The organism is Bacillus sp. MSP13 (genome assembly GCF_000815295.1).
Taxonomy (GTDB): Bacteria; Bacillota; Bacilli; order Bacillales; family Bacillaceae; genus Bacillus; species Bacillus vallismortis.
The window spans coordinates 271,790-289,617 of record NZ_JXAQ01000011.1 but is presented as its reverse complement, the minus strand read 5'-3'; the positions used below and the strand labels follow the sequence as shown (position 1 = coordinate 289,617).

Annotated in this window: 13 protein-coding genes; 1 reads left to right on the top strand and 12 read right to left on the bottom strand. The window is 47.2% G+C overall.

Going from position 1 to position 17,828, the window contains the following annotated elements; all coding sequences use genetic code 11:
* Positions 1-93: 93 nt before the first annotated feature.
* The 10 genes from cysI to csoR all read right to left on the bottom strand — a co-directional run bounded on the left by cysI (position 94) and on the right by csoR (position 13,829).
* Positions 94-1,809, bottom strand: coding sequence for an assimilatory sulfite reductase (NADPH) hemoprotein subunit (cysI, locus tag SC79_RS13625; RefSeq protein WP_039075510.1), 1,716 nt, complete (start codon positions 1,807-1,809; stop codon positions 94-96).
* Between the two features lie 26 nt (positions 1,810-1,835).
* Positions 1,836-3,656 (bottom strand): assimilatory sulfite reductase (NADPH) flavoprotein subunit, encoded by a 1,821-nt coding sequence (locus tag SC79_RS13620; protein ID WP_039075509.1) that lies wholly within the window; start codon positions 3,654-3,656, stop codon positions 1,836-1,838.
* A 312-nt stretch (positions 3,657-3,968) separates the two neighbouring features.
* A complete protein-coding gene (helD, locus tag SC79_RS13615) occupies positions 3,969-6,293 on the bottom strand; it encodes an RNA polymerase recycling motor HelD (protein WP_039075508.1) in 2,325 nt (774 codons plus the stop codon).
* Positions 6,294-6,480: 187 nt separating this feature from the next.
* Positions 6,481-7,089 carry a trimeric intracellular cation channel family protein gene (locus tag SC79_RS13610; RefSeq protein WP_010330083.1) on the bottom strand — a complete coding sequence of 203 codons (609 nt, stop codon included), beginning with the start codon at positions 7,087-7,089 and terminating at the stop codon, positions 6,481-6,483.
* A 182-nt stretch (positions 7,090-7,271) separates the two neighbouring features.
* Positions 7,272-7,688, bottom strand: coding sequence for a disulfide oxidoreductase (locus tag SC79_RS13605; RefSeq protein ID WP_039075507.1), 417 nt, complete (start codon positions 7,686-7,688; stop codon positions 7,272-7,274).
* A 4-nt stretch (positions 7,689-7,692) separates the two neighbouring features.
* Positions 7,693-8,361, bottom strand: a complete 669-nt coding sequence (locus tag SC79_RS13600) for a DsbA family protein (RefSeq protein WP_039075506.1) — start codon at positions 8,359-8,361, stop codon at positions 7,693-7,695.
* Positions 8,362-8,482: 121 nt separating this feature from the next.
* Positions 8,483-10,591 (bottom strand): heavy metal translocating P-type ATPase, encoded by a 2,109-nt coding sequence (locus SC79_RS13595; protein ID WP_156122673.1) that lies wholly within the window; start codon positions 10,589-10,591, stop codon positions 8,483-8,485.
* Positions 10,592-10,747: 156 nt separating this feature from the next.
* A complete protein-coding gene (gene copA, locus SC79_RS13590) occupies positions 10,748-13,159 on the bottom strand; it encodes a copper-exporting P-type ATPase CopA (RefSeq protein WP_039075504.1) in 2,412 nt (803 codons plus the stop codon).
* Positions 13,160-13,240: 81 nt separating this feature from the next.
* On the bottom strand, positions 13,241-13,450 hold the full coding sequence (gene copZ / locus SC79_RS13585) for a copper chaperone CopZ (RefSeq protein ID WP_039075503.1): 210 nt from the start codon (positions 13,448-13,450) through the stop codon (positions 13,241-13,243).
* Between the two features lie 73 nt (positions 13,451-13,523).
* Positions 13,524-13,829, bottom strand: coding sequence for a copper-sensing transcriptional repressor CsoR (gene csoR / locus SC79_RS13580; protein WP_014115157.1), 306 nt, complete (start codon positions 13,827-13,829; stop codon positions 13,524-13,526).
* A 127-nt stretch (positions 13,830-13,956) separates the two neighbouring features.
* Here csoR and SC79_RS13575 point away from each other — a divergent pair, with 127 nt between their 5' ends.
* Positions 13,957-15,033: an oxidoreductase gene (locus tag SC79_RS13575; RefSeq protein ID WP_039075502.1), complete on the top strand. Its 1,077-nt coding sequence runs from the start codon at positions 13,957-13,959 to the stop codon at positions 15,031-15,033.
* Between the two features lie 39 nt (positions 15,034-15,072).
* Here the strand turns inward: SC79_RS13575 and azoRB are convergent, their stop codons facing one another.
* Both azoRB and SC79_RS13565 read right to left on the bottom strand, forming a co-directional pair.
* A complete protein-coding gene (gene azoRB / locus SC79_RS13570; RefSeq protein ID WP_010330091.1) occupies positions 15,073-15,708 on the bottom strand; it encodes an FMN-dependent NADH-azoreductase AzoRB in 636 nt (211 codons plus the stop codon).
* A 160-nt stretch (positions 15,709-15,868) separates the two neighbouring features.
* Positions 15,869-17,767 carry an FUSC family protein gene (locus SC79_RS13565; protein WP_039075501.1) on the bottom strand — a complete coding sequence of 633 codons (1,899 nt, stop codon included), beginning with the start codon at positions 17,765-17,767 and terminating at the stop codon, positions 15,869-15,871.
* Positions 17,768-17,828 lie beyond the last annotated feature (61 nt).

Here is a 17,828-nt window from a genome sequence, read left to right as displayed (position 1 = left end):
TCTCACGATATGCTCATAGTGAACTTTTTTGCAGCAGGGCAAAACACAACCAAAAAGAGACAGGGGGCCATCCCTGTCTCTCGTCTTTCTTTATCAATGATGAAAATTCGTGCCGTCCGTTGTTGCTTTAATGATGCCGGCGCGAATGACAAAGTCACCGAAGTGCTCGCCTTCCTCGCGTTCTTTCGCATAACGGGAAAGAAGGTTGCGCAGCTCGCTTAAAATGTCTGCTTCACCGATGTTTTCACGGTACATTTTGCTTAAACGGCTCCCGTCAAATGCGGCGCCAAGATACATATTGTATTTGCCCGGCGCCTTTCCGATAAATCCGATCTCACCGAGTGCATGGCGTGCACACCCATTCGGGCACCCTGTCATGCGAATGGTGATTTCCTGATCACGAAGGCCGTTTTCGTCAATGATCTCTTCAACCTTATCTAAAAGGGTCGGCAAATAACGTTCTGCTTCAGCCATTGCCAATCCGCAGGTCGGAAGCGCCACGCATGCCATAGAGCCGCGGCGGAGCGCTGAATGATGCTTGCCGTCAGTGAGTCCGTATTGCGCAATTAATGCACTGATTTCATCTTTTTGATCGCTTGAAACATTCGCGATAATCAAGTTCTGATTAGATGTCAGACGAAACTCGCCTGTATGAACTTTGGCGATTTCCCGCAAGCCTGTCATCAGCTTATAATCATCGTAATCCGTTATTCGGCCGCCTTCGACAAACAGCGTAAAATGCCATTTATCCTCAATGCCTTCCACCCAGCCGTAGCGGTCGCCGTTATGATCGAAATGATACGGCTTTGCTTCTTCCAGACTCCAGCCGAGACGATTTTCCAATTCTTCTTTTACCGTTTCTAAACCGAGGCGGTCAACGGTGTACTTGAACCGCGCATTTTTGCGGACAGAACGGTTTCCGTAATCACGCTGAATCGTAATCGTTTTTTCAGCAACGTCATACATTTGCTCAGGACGGCAGAAGCCGATCACCTTGGCTAATTGCGGATATGTTGCTGTGTCGCCATGCGTCATTCCCATACCGCCGCCGATTGCCACGTTAAAACCGATCAGTTCGCCATCTTCGACAATCGCAATGAATCCGAGATCTTGTGAAAAGACGTCAATATCATTGGACGGCGGAACGGCAATACCGATTTTAAATTTCCGCGGCAGATAGAGCGGGCCGTACATTGGCTCGACTTCTTCCTCAGGCGTGCCGGCCACTCTCTCCTCGTCCAGCCAAATTTCATGATAGGCTCTCGTCCGCGGCAGCAAATCGTCACTTAATTTTTTAGACCACTCGTATACCTCTGAGTGGATGTCAGACTGATAAGGATTCGATGCGCACATCACATTGCGGTTTACGTCTCCGCAGGCCGCGATTGTATCCAACAGAGCGGAGTGGATCGTCTGAATGGTTTTCTTCATGTTCCATTTCAGAATTCCATGCATTTGGAATGTTTCACGGGTCGTCAGCTTTAATGTGCCGTTCCCGTATTTCTGGGAAAGATCATCCATGACAAGCCATTGTTCCGGTGTTGAAACGCCTCCTGGCATACGCACGCGCAGCATGAACTGATAGGCCGGTTCAAGCTTTTGCTTTTGGCGTTCATTGCGAAGGTCACGGTCATCCTGCAAATAACTGCCGTGGTGTTTCATCAGGCGGTTGTCATCATCCGGAATTCCGGCACTGATCCGGTCCAGCATCACTTCTTTCAGTGTGCCGCGCAAATAATCACTTTCTTGTTTTATGCGTTCAACATCACTTGGAGAGCCGTCCGGTGCTTTTAAGATTTTGGTCACCATGTTGAAAAAACCCCTTTCAAGTCAAATCAATATACATCCCGCTGATAGCGTTTTTGCTGCTGCATGTCGGCAAGGTAAGCTTCCGCTTCTTCGCGGCTCATATTGCCTTCTTTCTCGATAATATCAAGTAATGTGTGATGGACGTCATGCGCCATGTGTTTTTCATCACCGCAAATATAGACAGCCGCGCCGGCTTGAATCCATTCGAACAATTCCGCGCTCTGTTCAAGCATGCGATGCTGAACATATACTTTTTCTTCCGTATCACGTGAGAACGCCACATCCATTTTTGTCAAAACGCCGTCTTTGATCCAATTCTGCCACTCTGTCTGATAAAGGAAATCCGTGACAAAGTGCTGATCGCCAAAGAACATCCACGCTTTGCCTTCCGCTCCCGTCTCCTCACGCTCCTGCATAAAGGAACGGAACGGAGCGACGCCTGTCCCAGGGCCAACCATGATAATTGGTGTTTCAGGATCATTCGGAAGCTTAAAGTTTTGATTATGCTGGACATAAACAGGCAGCGTGTCTCCCGGCTGCAGACGCTCCGCGCATAAAATCGAGCAGACGCCTTTTCGTTCACGGCCGTGCGCATCGTAGCGGACTGCGCCGATCGTTACATGTACTTCATCCGGATTTGCTGATAAACTGCTCGCGATTGAATAGAGGCGGGCCGGCATTTTTCGCAGAATCGAAACAAACTCCTGCGCCGAGACGCTGAACGGTCCGTAATCACGAACAAGATCAAGCAAATCGCGTCCTTCAAGATACGCTTTTACGTTACCCTCATTTCCCGGGGCTAATAGCTCTCTAAGCTCATCGCTCCCCGACAGCTGAACAGCCTGTTCAAGAAGCGGTTTTGTGAGAACGGTAATCTCATAGTGAGAAATGAGCGCTTCTTTGAGTGGGCGCACATCACCTTGCTTATTCAGCGTCACAATTTCTTCGGGGTCCCAATTCATTTCCTTCAGCAGCAGCTCAACAAGCTCCGGATCGTTTTCCGGATAGACGCCGAGGCTGTCACCAGGCTCGTATGTCAGGCCAGATCCTTCAAGAGACAGCTCGATATGGCGTGTTTCTTTATTTGATCCTCGGCCGTTCAAATTTATGTTTTCTAACACTTCAGCCCGAAACGGGTTTGTTCTGGAGTAAGAAGACTCACCGCTTTGAGGCGAAGCTGCTCCTGACGCAGGCGCGGCGCTTCCGCCACCGGCTTCACTTAAGCCCTCACATACACTCTCAAGCCATTCAGCTGCTGGCTCATCATAGTCAAGATCGCAATCAACGCGCGGAGAAATACGTTTTCCCCCAAGTTCTTCTAAGCGCTGATCAAATTCCTTCCCTGTCTGGCAGAAGAATTCGTACGAGCTATCACCAAGCGCCAAAACAGAAAAACGAAGGTCTTCAAGCTTAGGCGCCCGTCTTCCATGCAGAAATTCATGAAACGACAGCGCGTTATCAGGCGGCTCGCCTTCACCGTGCGTGCTGACAACGATCAAAAGATTGTTTATTTTCTTCAGCTGATTCGGCTTAAAATCGCTCATAGATGAGACGGTCACTTGAAATCCGCGCTCCTCAAGCTGCTTGCCAGCATGTTCTGCAAGTCCCTGTGCGTTTCCCGTCTGTGAACCGTAAAGAACGGTCACTTCTTTTGAAACGGCCGGTGCCGCCGCTTCTGCAGACACCGCAGCCGCAGGCGCCCCCACGGTTTCTTGGGCGGAAACAGATTGCGCGGATAAATATCCGCTCAGCCAGATTTTCTGAGATTCGGTCAAAGTTGGCAGAAGGCGGTTAAGGAGTTCTGCCTGCTCCTGATTAAACGGACTGTTCATTACCTGAAGTTGCAACGTATCCACCTCACAAAGTTATAAACTGATCGAAAATTGCATCTAATTGAACTTTACCGGAATACTAGGCTTAAGTAAAATATATTTACATGATGATAACGATTAAGAATCCTAATGATAAAACCGCTTTGTTTCATTCAAATTGCAGAGAAAACCCTAAACAGAGTTTTAGGAAGGACGAGCAACGGGGCAGGCGATGGGTGAGAGCGGCATTCGGCCGGATGCTCTGGTTTTTACCCGAAGAGTTTTTTCACGTGATCACCAATGCGAGAGGTTGTCGGCATGCTAAAAAAGAGAAGGCTCCCCTTCTCTTCACTTAGCATCCTGGTATAAATGAGACGGCATAGCCGTTACAAACGGACTTGCCTTACCTGTATAAAACACCGTCAGCGAATGCATCGCCCGAGTGCAGGCAGTGTATAAGAGCCTGCGGTCGTGCTCGGTATGATAATGTTCTTCTGATGCATCATAGACAAGGACTGCGTCAAACTCAATACCCTTCGCTAAATACACTGGAATAACACAAACTCCCTTTTGAAATGTTTGATTTTCTTTATGAATCAGCCTGGCATCTATATATTCGCTTATATTTGCGTGCGCCTGTATACATTGCCGCGCAGTCTTGCAAATAATGGCTATTGTTTCGTGTCCTTGCTTCTTAAGCCTCTCCATTTCTTTCGTAAGCTTTTGACAAAGGTCTTCATGCCCTTCGCTTTTGAAAACGAGAGGCATTTCCCGGTTTCTGTTAAAAGGCTCAATGTCCTCTCCATCCTCAAGAATCGCTTTTGTTAACTCGACAATCTGCCTTGTCGATCTGTACGTTCTTTTTAAACGAACATATTCAGCCGGCTCAGCTTCAAAGCTCGCATCCATACGCTTTGGGCCATGTATAGTATGGGCGTAGATGGACTGATTGATATCGCCGAGCACTGTCATGCTGGCGGCCGGAAAAATGCTTCTCATATACGCCATCTGAAACGGTGAATAGTCCTGGGCTTCGTCGATAAAAAGGTGTTTGATTTTCATATTTTTCTTCCTGCCTTCGATCAAATCCTGCAAATAAAGAAACGGCGCCGCGTCCTCATAGAGCAATTGATTTTCCGCAAATGCCGCTCGGGTCTGCTCCCCTATTGGCGCCGTCTTCTCATGCTGAGATGTCCCTCCCCAGGCTGAAAACAATTGCAGATACAGCTGTTTCACATCAAGAAATGCGAGAAGCCTGATCGCCTGTTTGAGCGGGTTAAACGCCTTTTTCACAATGATGGCGGCAAGCAGCTGCTGCTCTCTTTGATAATCGTTAAACGTGCTCTCACTGAACTGTTTCCTTTCCTGGAGTTTTTTGTACACGTCCAGGTAATCCTCCTTGTCGAGCAGCTCAGCTTCCTGAATGACCCAATCTTTGCGCCGTTCCTTTTTCTCAAATGTATTAAGCTCACTCAGCAGCCACTTTGCCGTTTGCTCTATCCGGTTCGGAATGGATTGTCGTTGATCCAGTGAGTAAAAATAGGATTGAATGTGTTCCTTAGTGATCAGTTTTTGTCCGCGGAAGACGATATTTTTAAAGATCATCCCTTCGGTGGACAGCCGGCTGACATATTCATCAATGAATTGCTGAAAAGATAAGCCCGCCTTCCATGTGATTCCCGAAAGCCTTGATAGAAAACCGCCTTCCTTTGATTTGGCCAGGCAATATTCGAGCTGATCAAAGGAGCTTTCACATTGGAACGTGCGGCCAAGCCGGCGCTCGATATATTCCTGAAACGTCGCCTGCTCCATATTCTCTTCCCCTAACTCGGGCAAAACAGAAGAGACGTAGCTGTTAAATAAAAAGTTGGGCGAAAATAAAACGATTTGTCCGGCATCAATGACACCGCGGTGCCTGTATAACAAATAAGCGACACGCTGAAGCGCTGCCGAGGTTTTCCCGCTGCCGGCCGCTCCCTGCACGATCAGGAATTTGCTTTTTTCATTACGGATAATCTGATTTTGTTCTTTCTGAATCGTAGACACGATGTTTTTCATTTGGGTATCAGATTGATGGCTTAAGACCTCTTGCAGCATTTCATCACCAATCGTCATATCAGTATTAAACATCGCCTTGAGAGCGCCGTTTTTAATGATAAATTGTCGTTTCAGCACCATTTCGCCTTCTATCGTTTCACCGGGCACTTCATACTCCGCTTTTCCTGGGGAATAATTGTAGTACATACTGGATATCGGCGCCCTCCAGTCATATATCAGAAAGTGTTCTTCCTTCTCATCCATACAAGAAGCTAAGCCGATATAAATTGGCTCCGCCTGTTCTTCGCCAGTTTCAATAAAATCAATCCGCCCGAAATAAGGTGATGCTTTTAATTGATGAATTCGTTTGAGCTGCTGATCCATGCGCCGGTGATTCCGTTCCCGATCAGACAGCAGCTCCGCCTGCTGCTTCATGCTAGCCATCGTTTCAACGGCTTCATGGGTATCATCAAAATTGACCGTAACATCCTCCCAAAAGCTTTTTCTTAATCCGATAATATCTTGCTTCAACCCGCCTGCTGATGTTTCGAGAAACCGCTCTTTTTTGCCGAGTTCCTGCAGTACCTCATCTATTCTTGACTGCTCTTCCTTCCATTCTTTATCCTGCTGATTCATGGACGGCACCTCCAGAAAATAGTTGACAAACACAGATGAAATACTGTAAAATAAATTTGGATATAAATTATATTTATGACAAAAACAAACAAATACAATTTATCTTAGCACATGTACCCAATCTCAATCAAGGTTTGGGTTATTTATATGCAAAAAAACCGATTTCAATTGAAATCGGTTTTTCCTGTTAGTTATCTAAACGAAAAGAACGGTTTGGCAGCTTCCACTTAAACATGTAGGAACAAACACGGCAAACGACGAGCACGAAAAACAGAACGTACAAGCCAAACGAGTTTCCAAGCCAGCCCAAGCCGACGATTAAACCGCCGAGAGCCGCCCAGACCGCATAAATTTCCGCTTTCAGCACAAGCGGTTTGCGTCCAGCAAGAAGATCGCGGATGATTCCGCCGCCGCTTCCCGTCAGGACCGCAGCCACGATGACGGCACTAAGCGGGTGACCCATTTTGACGGCATACAGCGCGCCTTGGATGGCGAAAGCCGCGAGACCGATTGCATCTGATAAATTGCCCCACTTGTTCCAATGCCTCAGCAGCAGCTTCGGAAACAGAAACACAATCGTAATGGACAGGAGGGCGATTTGAAAGTATGCGCCCTGCTCCCATAATGCCGACACCGGAACACCGATTAGCAAATTACGGATCGCTCCTCCTCCAAAGGCTGTGACAATTCCTAATATATAAACTCCTAAAATATCATATTCTTCTTCCATCGCAACAATTGCGCCGCTGACTGCAAACGCAATGATGCCAATCACACTGAGCAGCTCCCAAGCCATTCTGATGACTCCCTTTAGGTTTGTTAAATTTTCTGACGACCTCTAGATTTTATAATCGCTCAAGCGTAAAATCAATAACATTTTCACAATAAAAAAAGATAAATATAGAGAGAATTCGCCAAACGCTGTAGAGCTGCCATTTACAGAGAAAAAGCGCCCGGCATACGCGGACGCTTCATTGGTTATTCAGATTTTTCGCCTTTCAGCAGACACATAAAAACAATAATCAGAATAAAAGCAATCAGGGCCAGAAACGGAATGGTGATAAAACCAAACCAGTTAATGTATTGGCCTGAGCACGGCACACCGCTTACACACGGCTTAATGCCGGAAAAGCCCGGGACTTTCTGCTCTAAGTAATGCATAATGGAAATAAACGCCCCGATAATCGCCATCGGAAGCACATATTTTTTTACGCGAGTATCCCCTTGAAAGGTGGCGATTCCTAAAATCAGGACGAGCGGATACATCAGGATACGCTGGTACCAGCACAGTTCACATGGAATGAACTTTTTGATTTCACTGAAATACAGGCTGCCGAGCATGGCGATAAGAGCGACAACCCAGGAAGCATATAAACATACGATTCTATTTTTCATATGATTACTTCCCTTTCAGCTCTTTTTCTATTGTCTCTTTGATTTCATCATAATCTGAGAAATCGCTAATCACTTTATCATTAACGTAAATCGTCGGGGTTGCTTTTATGTTCATTTTTCGATTAAGTTCTGAATCTCTTTCCACCTGAGAAGCGAATGTTTCCTTATCAAGATTATCCTTGAGCGTCTCAGGATTGACCTTTGTGGTGCTTTTGGCAAGATCACCGAGAACGCCCGGGGTCACCCACTCCTGTCCTGTATCCGGCTGTTTATCGAACAGCTTTTCATGGAATGCCCAGAAAGAGTCAGGATCTTCTTTCCATACTTCTTCTGATGCGAGAGCCGCTAGCCTTGAACCTTTTCCATGAAACATGACGTTCACGAATGAAAATTTTACATCGCCCTTATCAATAAAGTCTTTTTGTATTTTTGGGAAGATGTCACTGTTAAACATTTTGCAGGACGGACATTTGTAATCTCCGAATTCAACTACAGTTACCGGTGCATCATCCTTGCCGAGCACAGGCTGGCCTTTGATAGACGGCTGTCCGGAAACCGCTTCATTGCCTTGTTCCGTTTTGTTATTAATCATGACAATGGCTGCTAGCAAGACAACAACCACAACCGTAAGGATCACCGCGAATTTCGCAGAAGACTGCTGTTTCTTTTTCACTCCGACACCTCATCGTTTTAAAATTATAAAAAAGAAGCGGATCGCAATTGACCCACTTCTTCATTTTAACAAGACAAGCGCTGATAAGAAAACCCCGAAAAAATGAATTATTTCCGACAATTTAACTGTTTTTGAGACGCATGACGCGCATGGCGTTTGCCACAGCGAGCAGCGTAACGCCGACATCTGAGAAAACCGCTTCCCACATGGTTGCAATTCCGAATGCTCCGAGAATAAGAAAGATCACTTTCACGCCTAAAGCAAAGCTGATGTTTTGCCATACGATCCGCCGTGTCCGTTTGGCAATCCGAATCGCTTCGGCTATTTTTGACGGCTGATCAGTCATGAGCACGACGTCTGCTGCTTCTACCGCGGCGTCTGAGCCAAGGCCGCCCATGGCCGCTCCGATATCCGCGCGCGCAAGCACCGGCGTATCATTGATGCCGTCACCGACAAAAATGAGTTTTTCATTTGGCGATAGCTTGGCTTCTAATGCTTCGACCCGCGCGACTTTATCCTGCGGCAAGAGCTCCGCATATACCTCGTCGATGCCAAGCTGTTTTCCGACCATTTCTCCCGTTTGTTTTGAATCACCTGTCAGCATCACCGTCTGTTTGATTCCAAGCGACTTCAAATCAGCAACCGCCTGTGCTGCGTCTTCTTTTGCTTCATCCGCTATGATGATTGCTCCGGCATAGTGTTGGTCAACAGCTACGTGTACGATTGTTCCCGCATGTTCATCGGGGACGCCTTTCACCTGTTCTCTTTCCATGAGCTTCTGGTTCCCGGCAAGGATTTCTGTTCCGTTTACTTTTGCAAAAATGCCATGGCCGGATATTTCCTCGTATGACTCTATCGCGTCAGAGGAAAGCGTCTTTCCGTAAGCTTTACGCACAGATTCAGCGATCGGATGCTGGGAATGAAGCTCAGCATATGCCGCCGTTTCAAGTAATTTGTCCTTTGTGAATCCTTCAGCAGGTTTGATTTCTGTCACTTCAAAGCTGCCTTTTGTTAATGTTCCCGTTTTATCAAACACCGCGTATTTGACTTGATTCAAGGCTTCTAAATAATTGCTTCCCTTCACTAGCACTCCGGCCTTTGAGGCTGCGCCGACTCCGCCAAAGAACCCGAGCGGAATGGAGACAACTAGCGCGCATGGACAAGAAATCACTAAGAAAATCAGCGCGCGGTACACCCAATCGGAAAGTAGGGCGCCGGGAATCACCAGCGGCGGGACAAAGGCCAGCAATGCTGCGATGATCACGACAGCGGGTGTGTAATACTTGGCAAACTTCGTAATAAAGTTTTCTGTCCGGGCTTTATGGCTGCTCGCATTCTGAACCAAATCTAATATTTTTGATACCGCAGACTCCTGATAGCCCTTTGTGACTTCAATATGCAGAACGCCGTTTTGATTGATAAAGCCTGACATCACATCTTGTCCTTCCGCAGCTTTTCTCGGAACGGACTCACCTGTCAATGCAGACGTATCAACCATCGCTGATCCTTGCACAACTTTACCGTCAAGGGGTATGCTTTCGCCCGGATTGACCACAATGATGTCTCCTATTTTCACGTCTTCCGGAGAAACCAATTCGATGCCGTTCTCTGTTTTGACATTGGCGTAATCAGGCCGTATATCCATTAACGCACTGATTGATTTTCTGGACCTGCTGACCGCGGCTCCTTGAAAAAGCTCACCGATTTGGTAAAACAGCATAACGGCGACACCCTCAGGGTATTGCTGGATCAGAAAAGCGCCGATTGTGGCAAGGGCCATTAAAAAATGCTCATCAAACAACTGGCCACGGCTGATGTTTTTCATTGCCCGGATGACGATATCACCGCCGATAATCAAATAGGCAGCAAGGAAAAGGAAAAATTCGATGGTTCCGGATTGAACGGCATAGGCCGCTGCTCCTAACATGACAGCTGCCGTCATTCTAATCAGCATATTGATCATGCGATTGCGAAAGCCGTCATCAGCCGATTTCTTTTTATGCTTTTGGCGAACCGTTACATGCGGATCGATTGATTTTACTTTTTTCTCCACCTTATGGGTGACCCATTGCTCTTCTTTCCCACCGGCTGAGACAGTCAAGGTGCTAGCCGCAAAATTTACCGCGCATCCGTCTATGCCCTTTATGCCTTTAATTCCGTTTTCGATTTTTTGGGCACAATTGCTGCAATCTAAACCGTCCAGAACGTATTCCTGTTTCACTAGTCTCACCTTACCTTCCGAATTAGGGTTCCCTCTTCAAAGCGTATCAATGAGTGCTTTTATGGATTATATATGTTCATATGCTCATATATTAGTTGTATCTATTATATGATGTTTCCCAAAAAAGTGTCAATGAAAAACAAAAACCGGCATATCGCCGGTTTTTTATTTTACTTTCTGCAGACGCAGCGCATTCAAAACAACGGAAACAGAGCTGAATGCCATCGCTGCTCCCGCGATCCATGGCGCTAAAAATCCGAGCGCTGCGATCGGGATGCCGAGGCTGTTATAACCAAGCGCCCAGAATAAGTTTTGTTTAATGTTTTTCATTGTCAGTCTGCTCATTCGAATGGCGTCGGCAATGCTGTTTAGATCGCCGCGAATCAGCGTAATGTCCGCTGTTTCCATGGCAATATCCGTTCCTGTTCCAATCGCCATGCCGATATCGGCTGTGGCAAGCGCCGGCGCATCGTTAATTCCGTCGCCTACCATGGCCGTCTGGTGGCCTTCTTTTTGCAGGCGGGCGATTTCCGCCGCCTTTTGTTCAGGAAGAACTTCCGCAATGACACTCGTAATTCCCGCTTCCTTCGCGATGGCTTCTGCGGTTCTGCGATTATCTCCTGTCATCATAATGACATCCAGACCCAACGCTTTCAGACGGGCCACTGCCTCTCGTGAGGTGTCTTTTATCGTATCGGCAACAGCTATAAGCCCCGCTGGTTCACCATCAATAGAGACAAGCATAACCGTTTTCCCTTCTGCCTCAAGTTCTTCCATTTGGGCAAGGAAAGCTCCATGCTCGATCTTTTCGCTCTCCATTAACTTTCTTGTGCCGACGAGAATGGTTTTGCCCCCGGCTTCAGCTAAAACGCCTGCGCCGATTTTTGCTTCAAAGCGGGTCAGCTTCGGTATCTCAAGCCCTTTTTCTTTCACGCCGGCAACAATCGCTTCGCCGAGCGGATGCTCCGAGCCCGTTTCGGCTGCCGCCGCAAATCGAAGCAGGTCTGTTTCTGCAAAACGGCCGAATGGAATGGCATCTGTCAGCTGCGGCTTCCCGTTTGTGACAGTTCCGGTTTTATCAAGAACAATCGTATCTAAACGATGGGTTTTTTCTAAATGCTCTCCGCCTTTAAAGAGAATCCCGAATTCAGCCGCGCGGCCAGATCCAGCCATAATGCTCGTCGGAGTGGCGAGGCCGAGGGCGCATGGACAGGCAATGACAAGCACCGCAATGAACTTGCTGATCGCGTCACCAAAATCACCGGGAGCCGCCCAAAGATACCAAATCAGGAAAGTGAGTACGGCAATTCCCAATACAATGGGCACAAAAATGCCGGAGATCTGATCAGCGAGACGCTGGATCGGCGCTTTTGACCCTTGTGCTTCCTCGACAATTTTGATGATATGAGAAAGGGCAGTATCCTTTCCGACGTTGACAGCTTTGATTTTCAGGAATCCGTTTGAGTTAACGGTTGCGCCTGTCACGCTGTCACCCGGATGTTTATCAACAGGAAGGCTTTCTCCTGTAATCATCGATTCATCTACAGCCGACCGGCCTTCCACTACTGCTCCGTCGACAGGAATCCGTTCGCCCGGTTTGACATAAACAATGTCGTTTGCCAGCACTTCATCTATCGGAATGATTCGCTCCTGTCCGTCTCTTACGACAGTCGCTGTTTTCGCTTGGAGCTTCATCAGCTTTTTAATGGCATCCGAAGAACGGCCTTTTGCTTTTGTTTCAAACAGCTTCCCTAATAAAATCAGCGTCAGCAATATCGCGCTTGTTTCATAGTAAAGGCCGGCTGTATGGCCATGTGAGCCGATGCTTTGGATCGTAATATAAAGGCTGTAAGCGTAAGCAGCCGTTGTCCCGAGCGCGACTAAAACATCCATATTGGCGCTTTTATTTTTGAGCGCCTTATACGCACCCATATAAAACGGCCAGCCGATCAGAAACTGAACTGGTGTCGCCAGCGCAAACTGCATCCACGGATTGAGGAATAGATCCGGCACCCAAATGAACGAGGTAAACGTAAAATGGCTCACCATCGCCCAAAGAAGAGGAAACGACAGAATCGCTGAAAAGATCAGTCTCGTCGTTTGCTTCCGTTCCTCTTTCTTTTTAGAGGCTGCGGAATCCCGTTCCTCATCGCCCTTCGGCTTAAGCTTATATCCCAGCTTATCTACGGCTTCTTTCAAATCGCCGACAGACGCTTCTTTTGGATTGTACTCGACTGTAACCGTTTCTAAAGCAAAGTTTACAGGAGCATTTGTGACGCCTTCTATTTTGTTAAGCCGCTTTTCAATCCGATTGGCGCAGGCCGCACAGGTCATGCCTTCAATACCGAATTCAGCTTTTTCTGTTATGACGTGATAGCCTAGTTTTTCTATTTTATCCTGAATCGCTGCAGGCCCTGTTTCAGCGGGATCGAAGGTGATATTTGATGTTTCCGTTGCCAAATTGACGTTAGCATCCGTGACACCCGGCATCCGCTTGAGGCCTTTTTCAATTCTTGATGCGCAGGCCGCACATGTCATCCCAGCTACCTGCATCGCGATTTCCTTTTGTTCACTCAACACACTCACTCCTTTATATACACCCGGGGGGTATATAAAAATGAAAGAAATACCGCGCCTCCATTAGCGCGATACCTTCAATCAATCGGCTACATCATAGCCTTGGTCTTCAATCGCATTCGCAATGTCTTTGACTGATACTTTGCCGGCATCAAACGAAACATCGACTTTTCCCGCTTCCAGATTGACATCAACAGCACTGACGCCGTCCAGTTCTCCTACGCTCGTTTTCACTGCTTTAACACAGTGCTGGCAAGACATTCCTTCTACATGCAATGTTTTTTGTTCCATAAGAATTCCTCCTAGTTTATTCTTTCTGTTTTCAGTCTACCATACCCCCGTAGGGTATTACAATGAAAAAGCCTTATGATTTTGTGAACTTTTTAAATACATCCAAAAGCTCAGAAATAGCTTGTTCCCCGTCTCCGCTTTTAATGGCATCCGCTACACAATGATGGGCGTGGTCCTCGAGCAAATGGAGCGCCACATTTTTCATTGCCGCCTGAACTGCAGAAATCTGCACCAGAATGTCTACACAATATCTATCATTTTCCACCATATTTTGAATGCCTCTGACCTGTCCCTCTATTCGCTTCAGCCGGTTTGTGATTTGATCCTTTTCCTTCGAGCTTTTATGGTTTAATGCTTTATGTTCGTTATGCTTCTCCATGCGCACACCTCTGTTCCTTATAATAATTCCCATTATACTGATTGTCTAAACTGTTGTCTAAGCTTGGCGCGGCAAAAAAATGAATCAGTTAGGTTTTACCATTTGATCAGAAGGGTATATACCTTTTGTGAAAACGCTTTTAAAGGAGAGAAGAAAAGTGGATAAGATAAAGGTTGGGATATTAGGGTACGGACTGTCCGGTTCCGTTTTTCACGCGCCGCTGCTTGCTGTTCTGGATGAGTATCATATCAGCAAAGTCATGACATCGCGGACTGAAGAAGTGAAACGGGATTTCCCGGATGCTGACGTTGTGCATGAACTTGAGGAAATAACAAATGACCCAGCCATTGAGCTTGTCATTGTCACCACCCCGAGCGGCCTTCATTTCGAACACGCTATGGCATGCATTCAGGCCGGAAAACATGTTGTGATGGAAAAGCCGATGACAGCGACAGCTGAAGAAGGGGAAAAATTAAAGCAGGCTGCCGATGACAAAGGTGTATTGTTAAGTGTATACCATAATAGACGCTGGGATAATGATTTCTTAACCATTAAAAAGCTGATTGAGGACAAATCACTTGAAGAAATCAATACATATCTAGTCTCCTATGACTGCTACAAACCCGAGGTTCAAGAGCGGTGGCGTGAAAAAGAAGGCGCCGCAACCGGCACGCTGTATGATCTCGGCTCCCACATCATAGACCAAACCTTGCATTTGTTCGGGATGCCAAAAGCCGTTACGGCGAACGTGATGGTCCAGCGTGAAAACGCCGAAGCTGTTGATTATTTTCATGTAATGATGGATTACGGCAAACTCCAAGCGATTCTTTATGGAGGATCAATCGTTCCGGCAAACGGACCTCGTTATCAAATCCATGGACAGCATTCCAGCTTTATCAAATACGGCATTGATGGACAGGAAGCCGCACTCAGGGCGGGAAGTAAACCTGAGGATGACAGCTGGGGTGCGGATGATCCGGCGTTTTACGGACAGCTGACAACCATCCATGGCCAGGATAAAAAAACAGAAACCATCCCTTCGGCAAACGGCTCCTATCTTACCTATTACCGCAAAATAGCGAAAAGCATTCGGGAAGGCGCCGCACTGCCTGTCACCGCTGAGGAAGGAATTGATGTCATCCGCATCATTGAAGCCGCGATGAAAAGCAGTGAAGAAAAACGAACCATTATACTTGAGCAATAAACAAAAGGCCTCCCCTTTTGATCAGGGGAGACCTTTTCATTAAAACGTTTTTCCTGCTTCTTTCGCGCGCGCAATCGCGTCTTCTTTAATTTGTTGTGCTTTATCAGGCTCCGCATTATGTCCCTCTACGAAAATGCCATCGAAGGATGGTACGCCGAAGAAGTTCATCATGATGCCGATGTAGCGGTGGCCCATTTCCATTTCAGCCGCAGGGCCCTCTGAATAGTAGCCGCCGCGCGCTTGAATATGGATTGCTTTTTTATCAGTTAACAAGCCGACAGGACCTTGTTCAGTGTATTTGAATGATTTTCCTGCAACAGCAACAGAATCAAGGTACGCTTTCATCACAGGCGGGAATGAGAAGTTCCATAAAGGAGTAACGAACACATACTTGTCAGCAGACGCAAATTGATCGCTAAGCTCTCCCAGACGTCCGACTTTTGCTTTTTCGCCTTCAGAAAGCTCTTCAAAGCCTGTGCCTGATTGCAGCTTGCCCCAGCCGCTGAAAACGTCCGCGTCAATGTGCGGAATGTTTTCTTTGTACAAATCAATATGTACAACTTCATCATTTGGATTCGCTTCTTTGTAAGATTCAATAAATGCTTTGCCTGTTGCCATACTGTAAGATGTTGCTTCATCATGAGGATGAGCAGTAATATACAATACTTTTGCCATGTTTACCAGCCCTTTCGTTTTTAAAAAATCACACATTCATTATTATCATACAGATGCTTTATGATTATTCTGTCTCTCTTAGACTTTATTATAGGGACAGCAAAAATTACTTTCAAGTGATATATCTTGAATCAAAGATTCTTTCACTCTTCCACACAGCTCATTTTTCAAAAGCTGTCTTTAAGCCTAAATAAAGTGCGGAAAGCTCTTTGCTGATTCGCGGGTAATAAGAAACGTGCGGCACTTGTATGTCCGCCGGCATCCTTTTCAACAAAGCGGATCTCTCAGCCTGTTCAAAAAAAGACCGCAGCAGGTTGATCTCTTCTTCAGAAAACGGAGCAGGCGGCCGATGATGAGCCTGGGCCGAGAGTAAATAATACCCTAAGTGCTGAACGCCGGAAATGGCAGGCCAGAGCTCATCCACATTTGTCTGAGGAAAATCCCCAAGCGCCTTGTCATACGCGTCCCGAAGCCTGACCAGGCCCACCCGCAACTTGTGTTCGTCTGCTTTCTGGCCGGTTAACAGTTTCTCCATAAACTGCCCTTCCAGCTGGATCACATCCCTCATCAGTTCAGGCAGCCGTTTCGTTGAAAACCGTCTCCATAAAAGGATCGTTCCCAATAGCCCGATAATGCTGCCGACTGCTACATCGGTCAGCCTCGCTATCATAAAATAACCCACATTCGCGCCGCCATGCACGCTTTCTGTAATGACAAGCGCATTTGCGGTCAAAAAAGGAACCGCCAGCGCATAATTGCGGACAATCAGCATCTCAAGCAGAAATTGCAGCGCTGCAATACAAAACGCAATATAAATACCGCCTGGCTCAACAAACAGAATGGCGCCTGCCAGCCCAACACCGATCACGGTTCCAATTGAGCGCTGAATGGCCCTGTGAAGCGTCAAAACCACAGTTGCGCCAAGCATGACCGCTGCTGCCGAAAGCGGAATCCAATAGGAACGCGCAAAGCCGAATGCCAGAGCAAACAGATCGGCGGTAATCAGGACGATCCCGTACTGTAACGCACGTATCAAAACCGGAGACTGCCAGCCAAAAGCATTTCTCAAAAAGAAAAAAGGTCCTGGCAGGCGGCCCGGTTCCCCGCCCAGCTGCTCATCAAACCGTCCTGATGCTATCCGCAAAGCCTCATTGATTTCTTCAAACAGCTTCCGTCTTGGCTCAGATTCATGTTCCTTGATTTCAAACGCACTGCAATCACGGGCATGCCCCAGCGTATCTCCTGCTTGTCGGAGTGCTTTTTCAATTTGTGCCGTCTCTCCATCTGGCGTTTCAGCTGAAAAATGAATAATGGCAAGGAACATGTCATCGGCTTTTTCGAGCAGGCGGAAAAAGCGTTCATCATGCTGCGATTTTTTTCTCCAGTTCCCTTTCCCGAGAACGGTTTGACGGGCTGTTCTGAGCATAAGCACCGTTTGATGCTGCCTGTTATGAAAGTCCTTCGTGCCAACCGCAGAAAGACATGAGGCCAGCTGGTGATATGTTTTTTGCAGCACCGCCCTCTCCGGTCCATGTTTGTTCCATAGCCAGCCGCTTAAGGAGATGCCCGTGGCGAAAATGCCGCCAAGAAACGTCAATCCCGCTCTGAACAGCGTTTGTGAAGGATCGGCTGACATTCCGGAGCTGACCAAAAAAGCAAGGACAAAAAACATCGGCGCAGGGCCTTGTATACCGAGTGCGCTAAAAATAAACATCGCCGTTGCGCCGATCAGCCCCAGGACAGCTGCCATCCCCCAAACCGTCCCGGACAAAAACGTCCCCAATCCAAATGAGAAGGCGATTCCAAGAGAAACCAAAAGCAGCTTCAAAGCGCGTTTTTTGTACGATTCTCCGCCCGCGTATAAATAAACAAAGCCCCCAATGCTTGCAATTAATCCATAATCCGTGCGGCCCGCCAGTGCGCCGACCAGCACAGGAATTCCTGAAGCGACGCCTGATCCAATCGCCTTTTTCCAAGGAAATGGGGTCGCGCGAATGCGAAACGCATCCTTCACGATGCTTGGCATAGTTCTTTGATTGTTCCCAGCAGTTTTGTTCATTTGACAAAATCCTTTTCGATGAATATACGGATCTCTTCCCGTTTATCTGCTTTAGTATGCC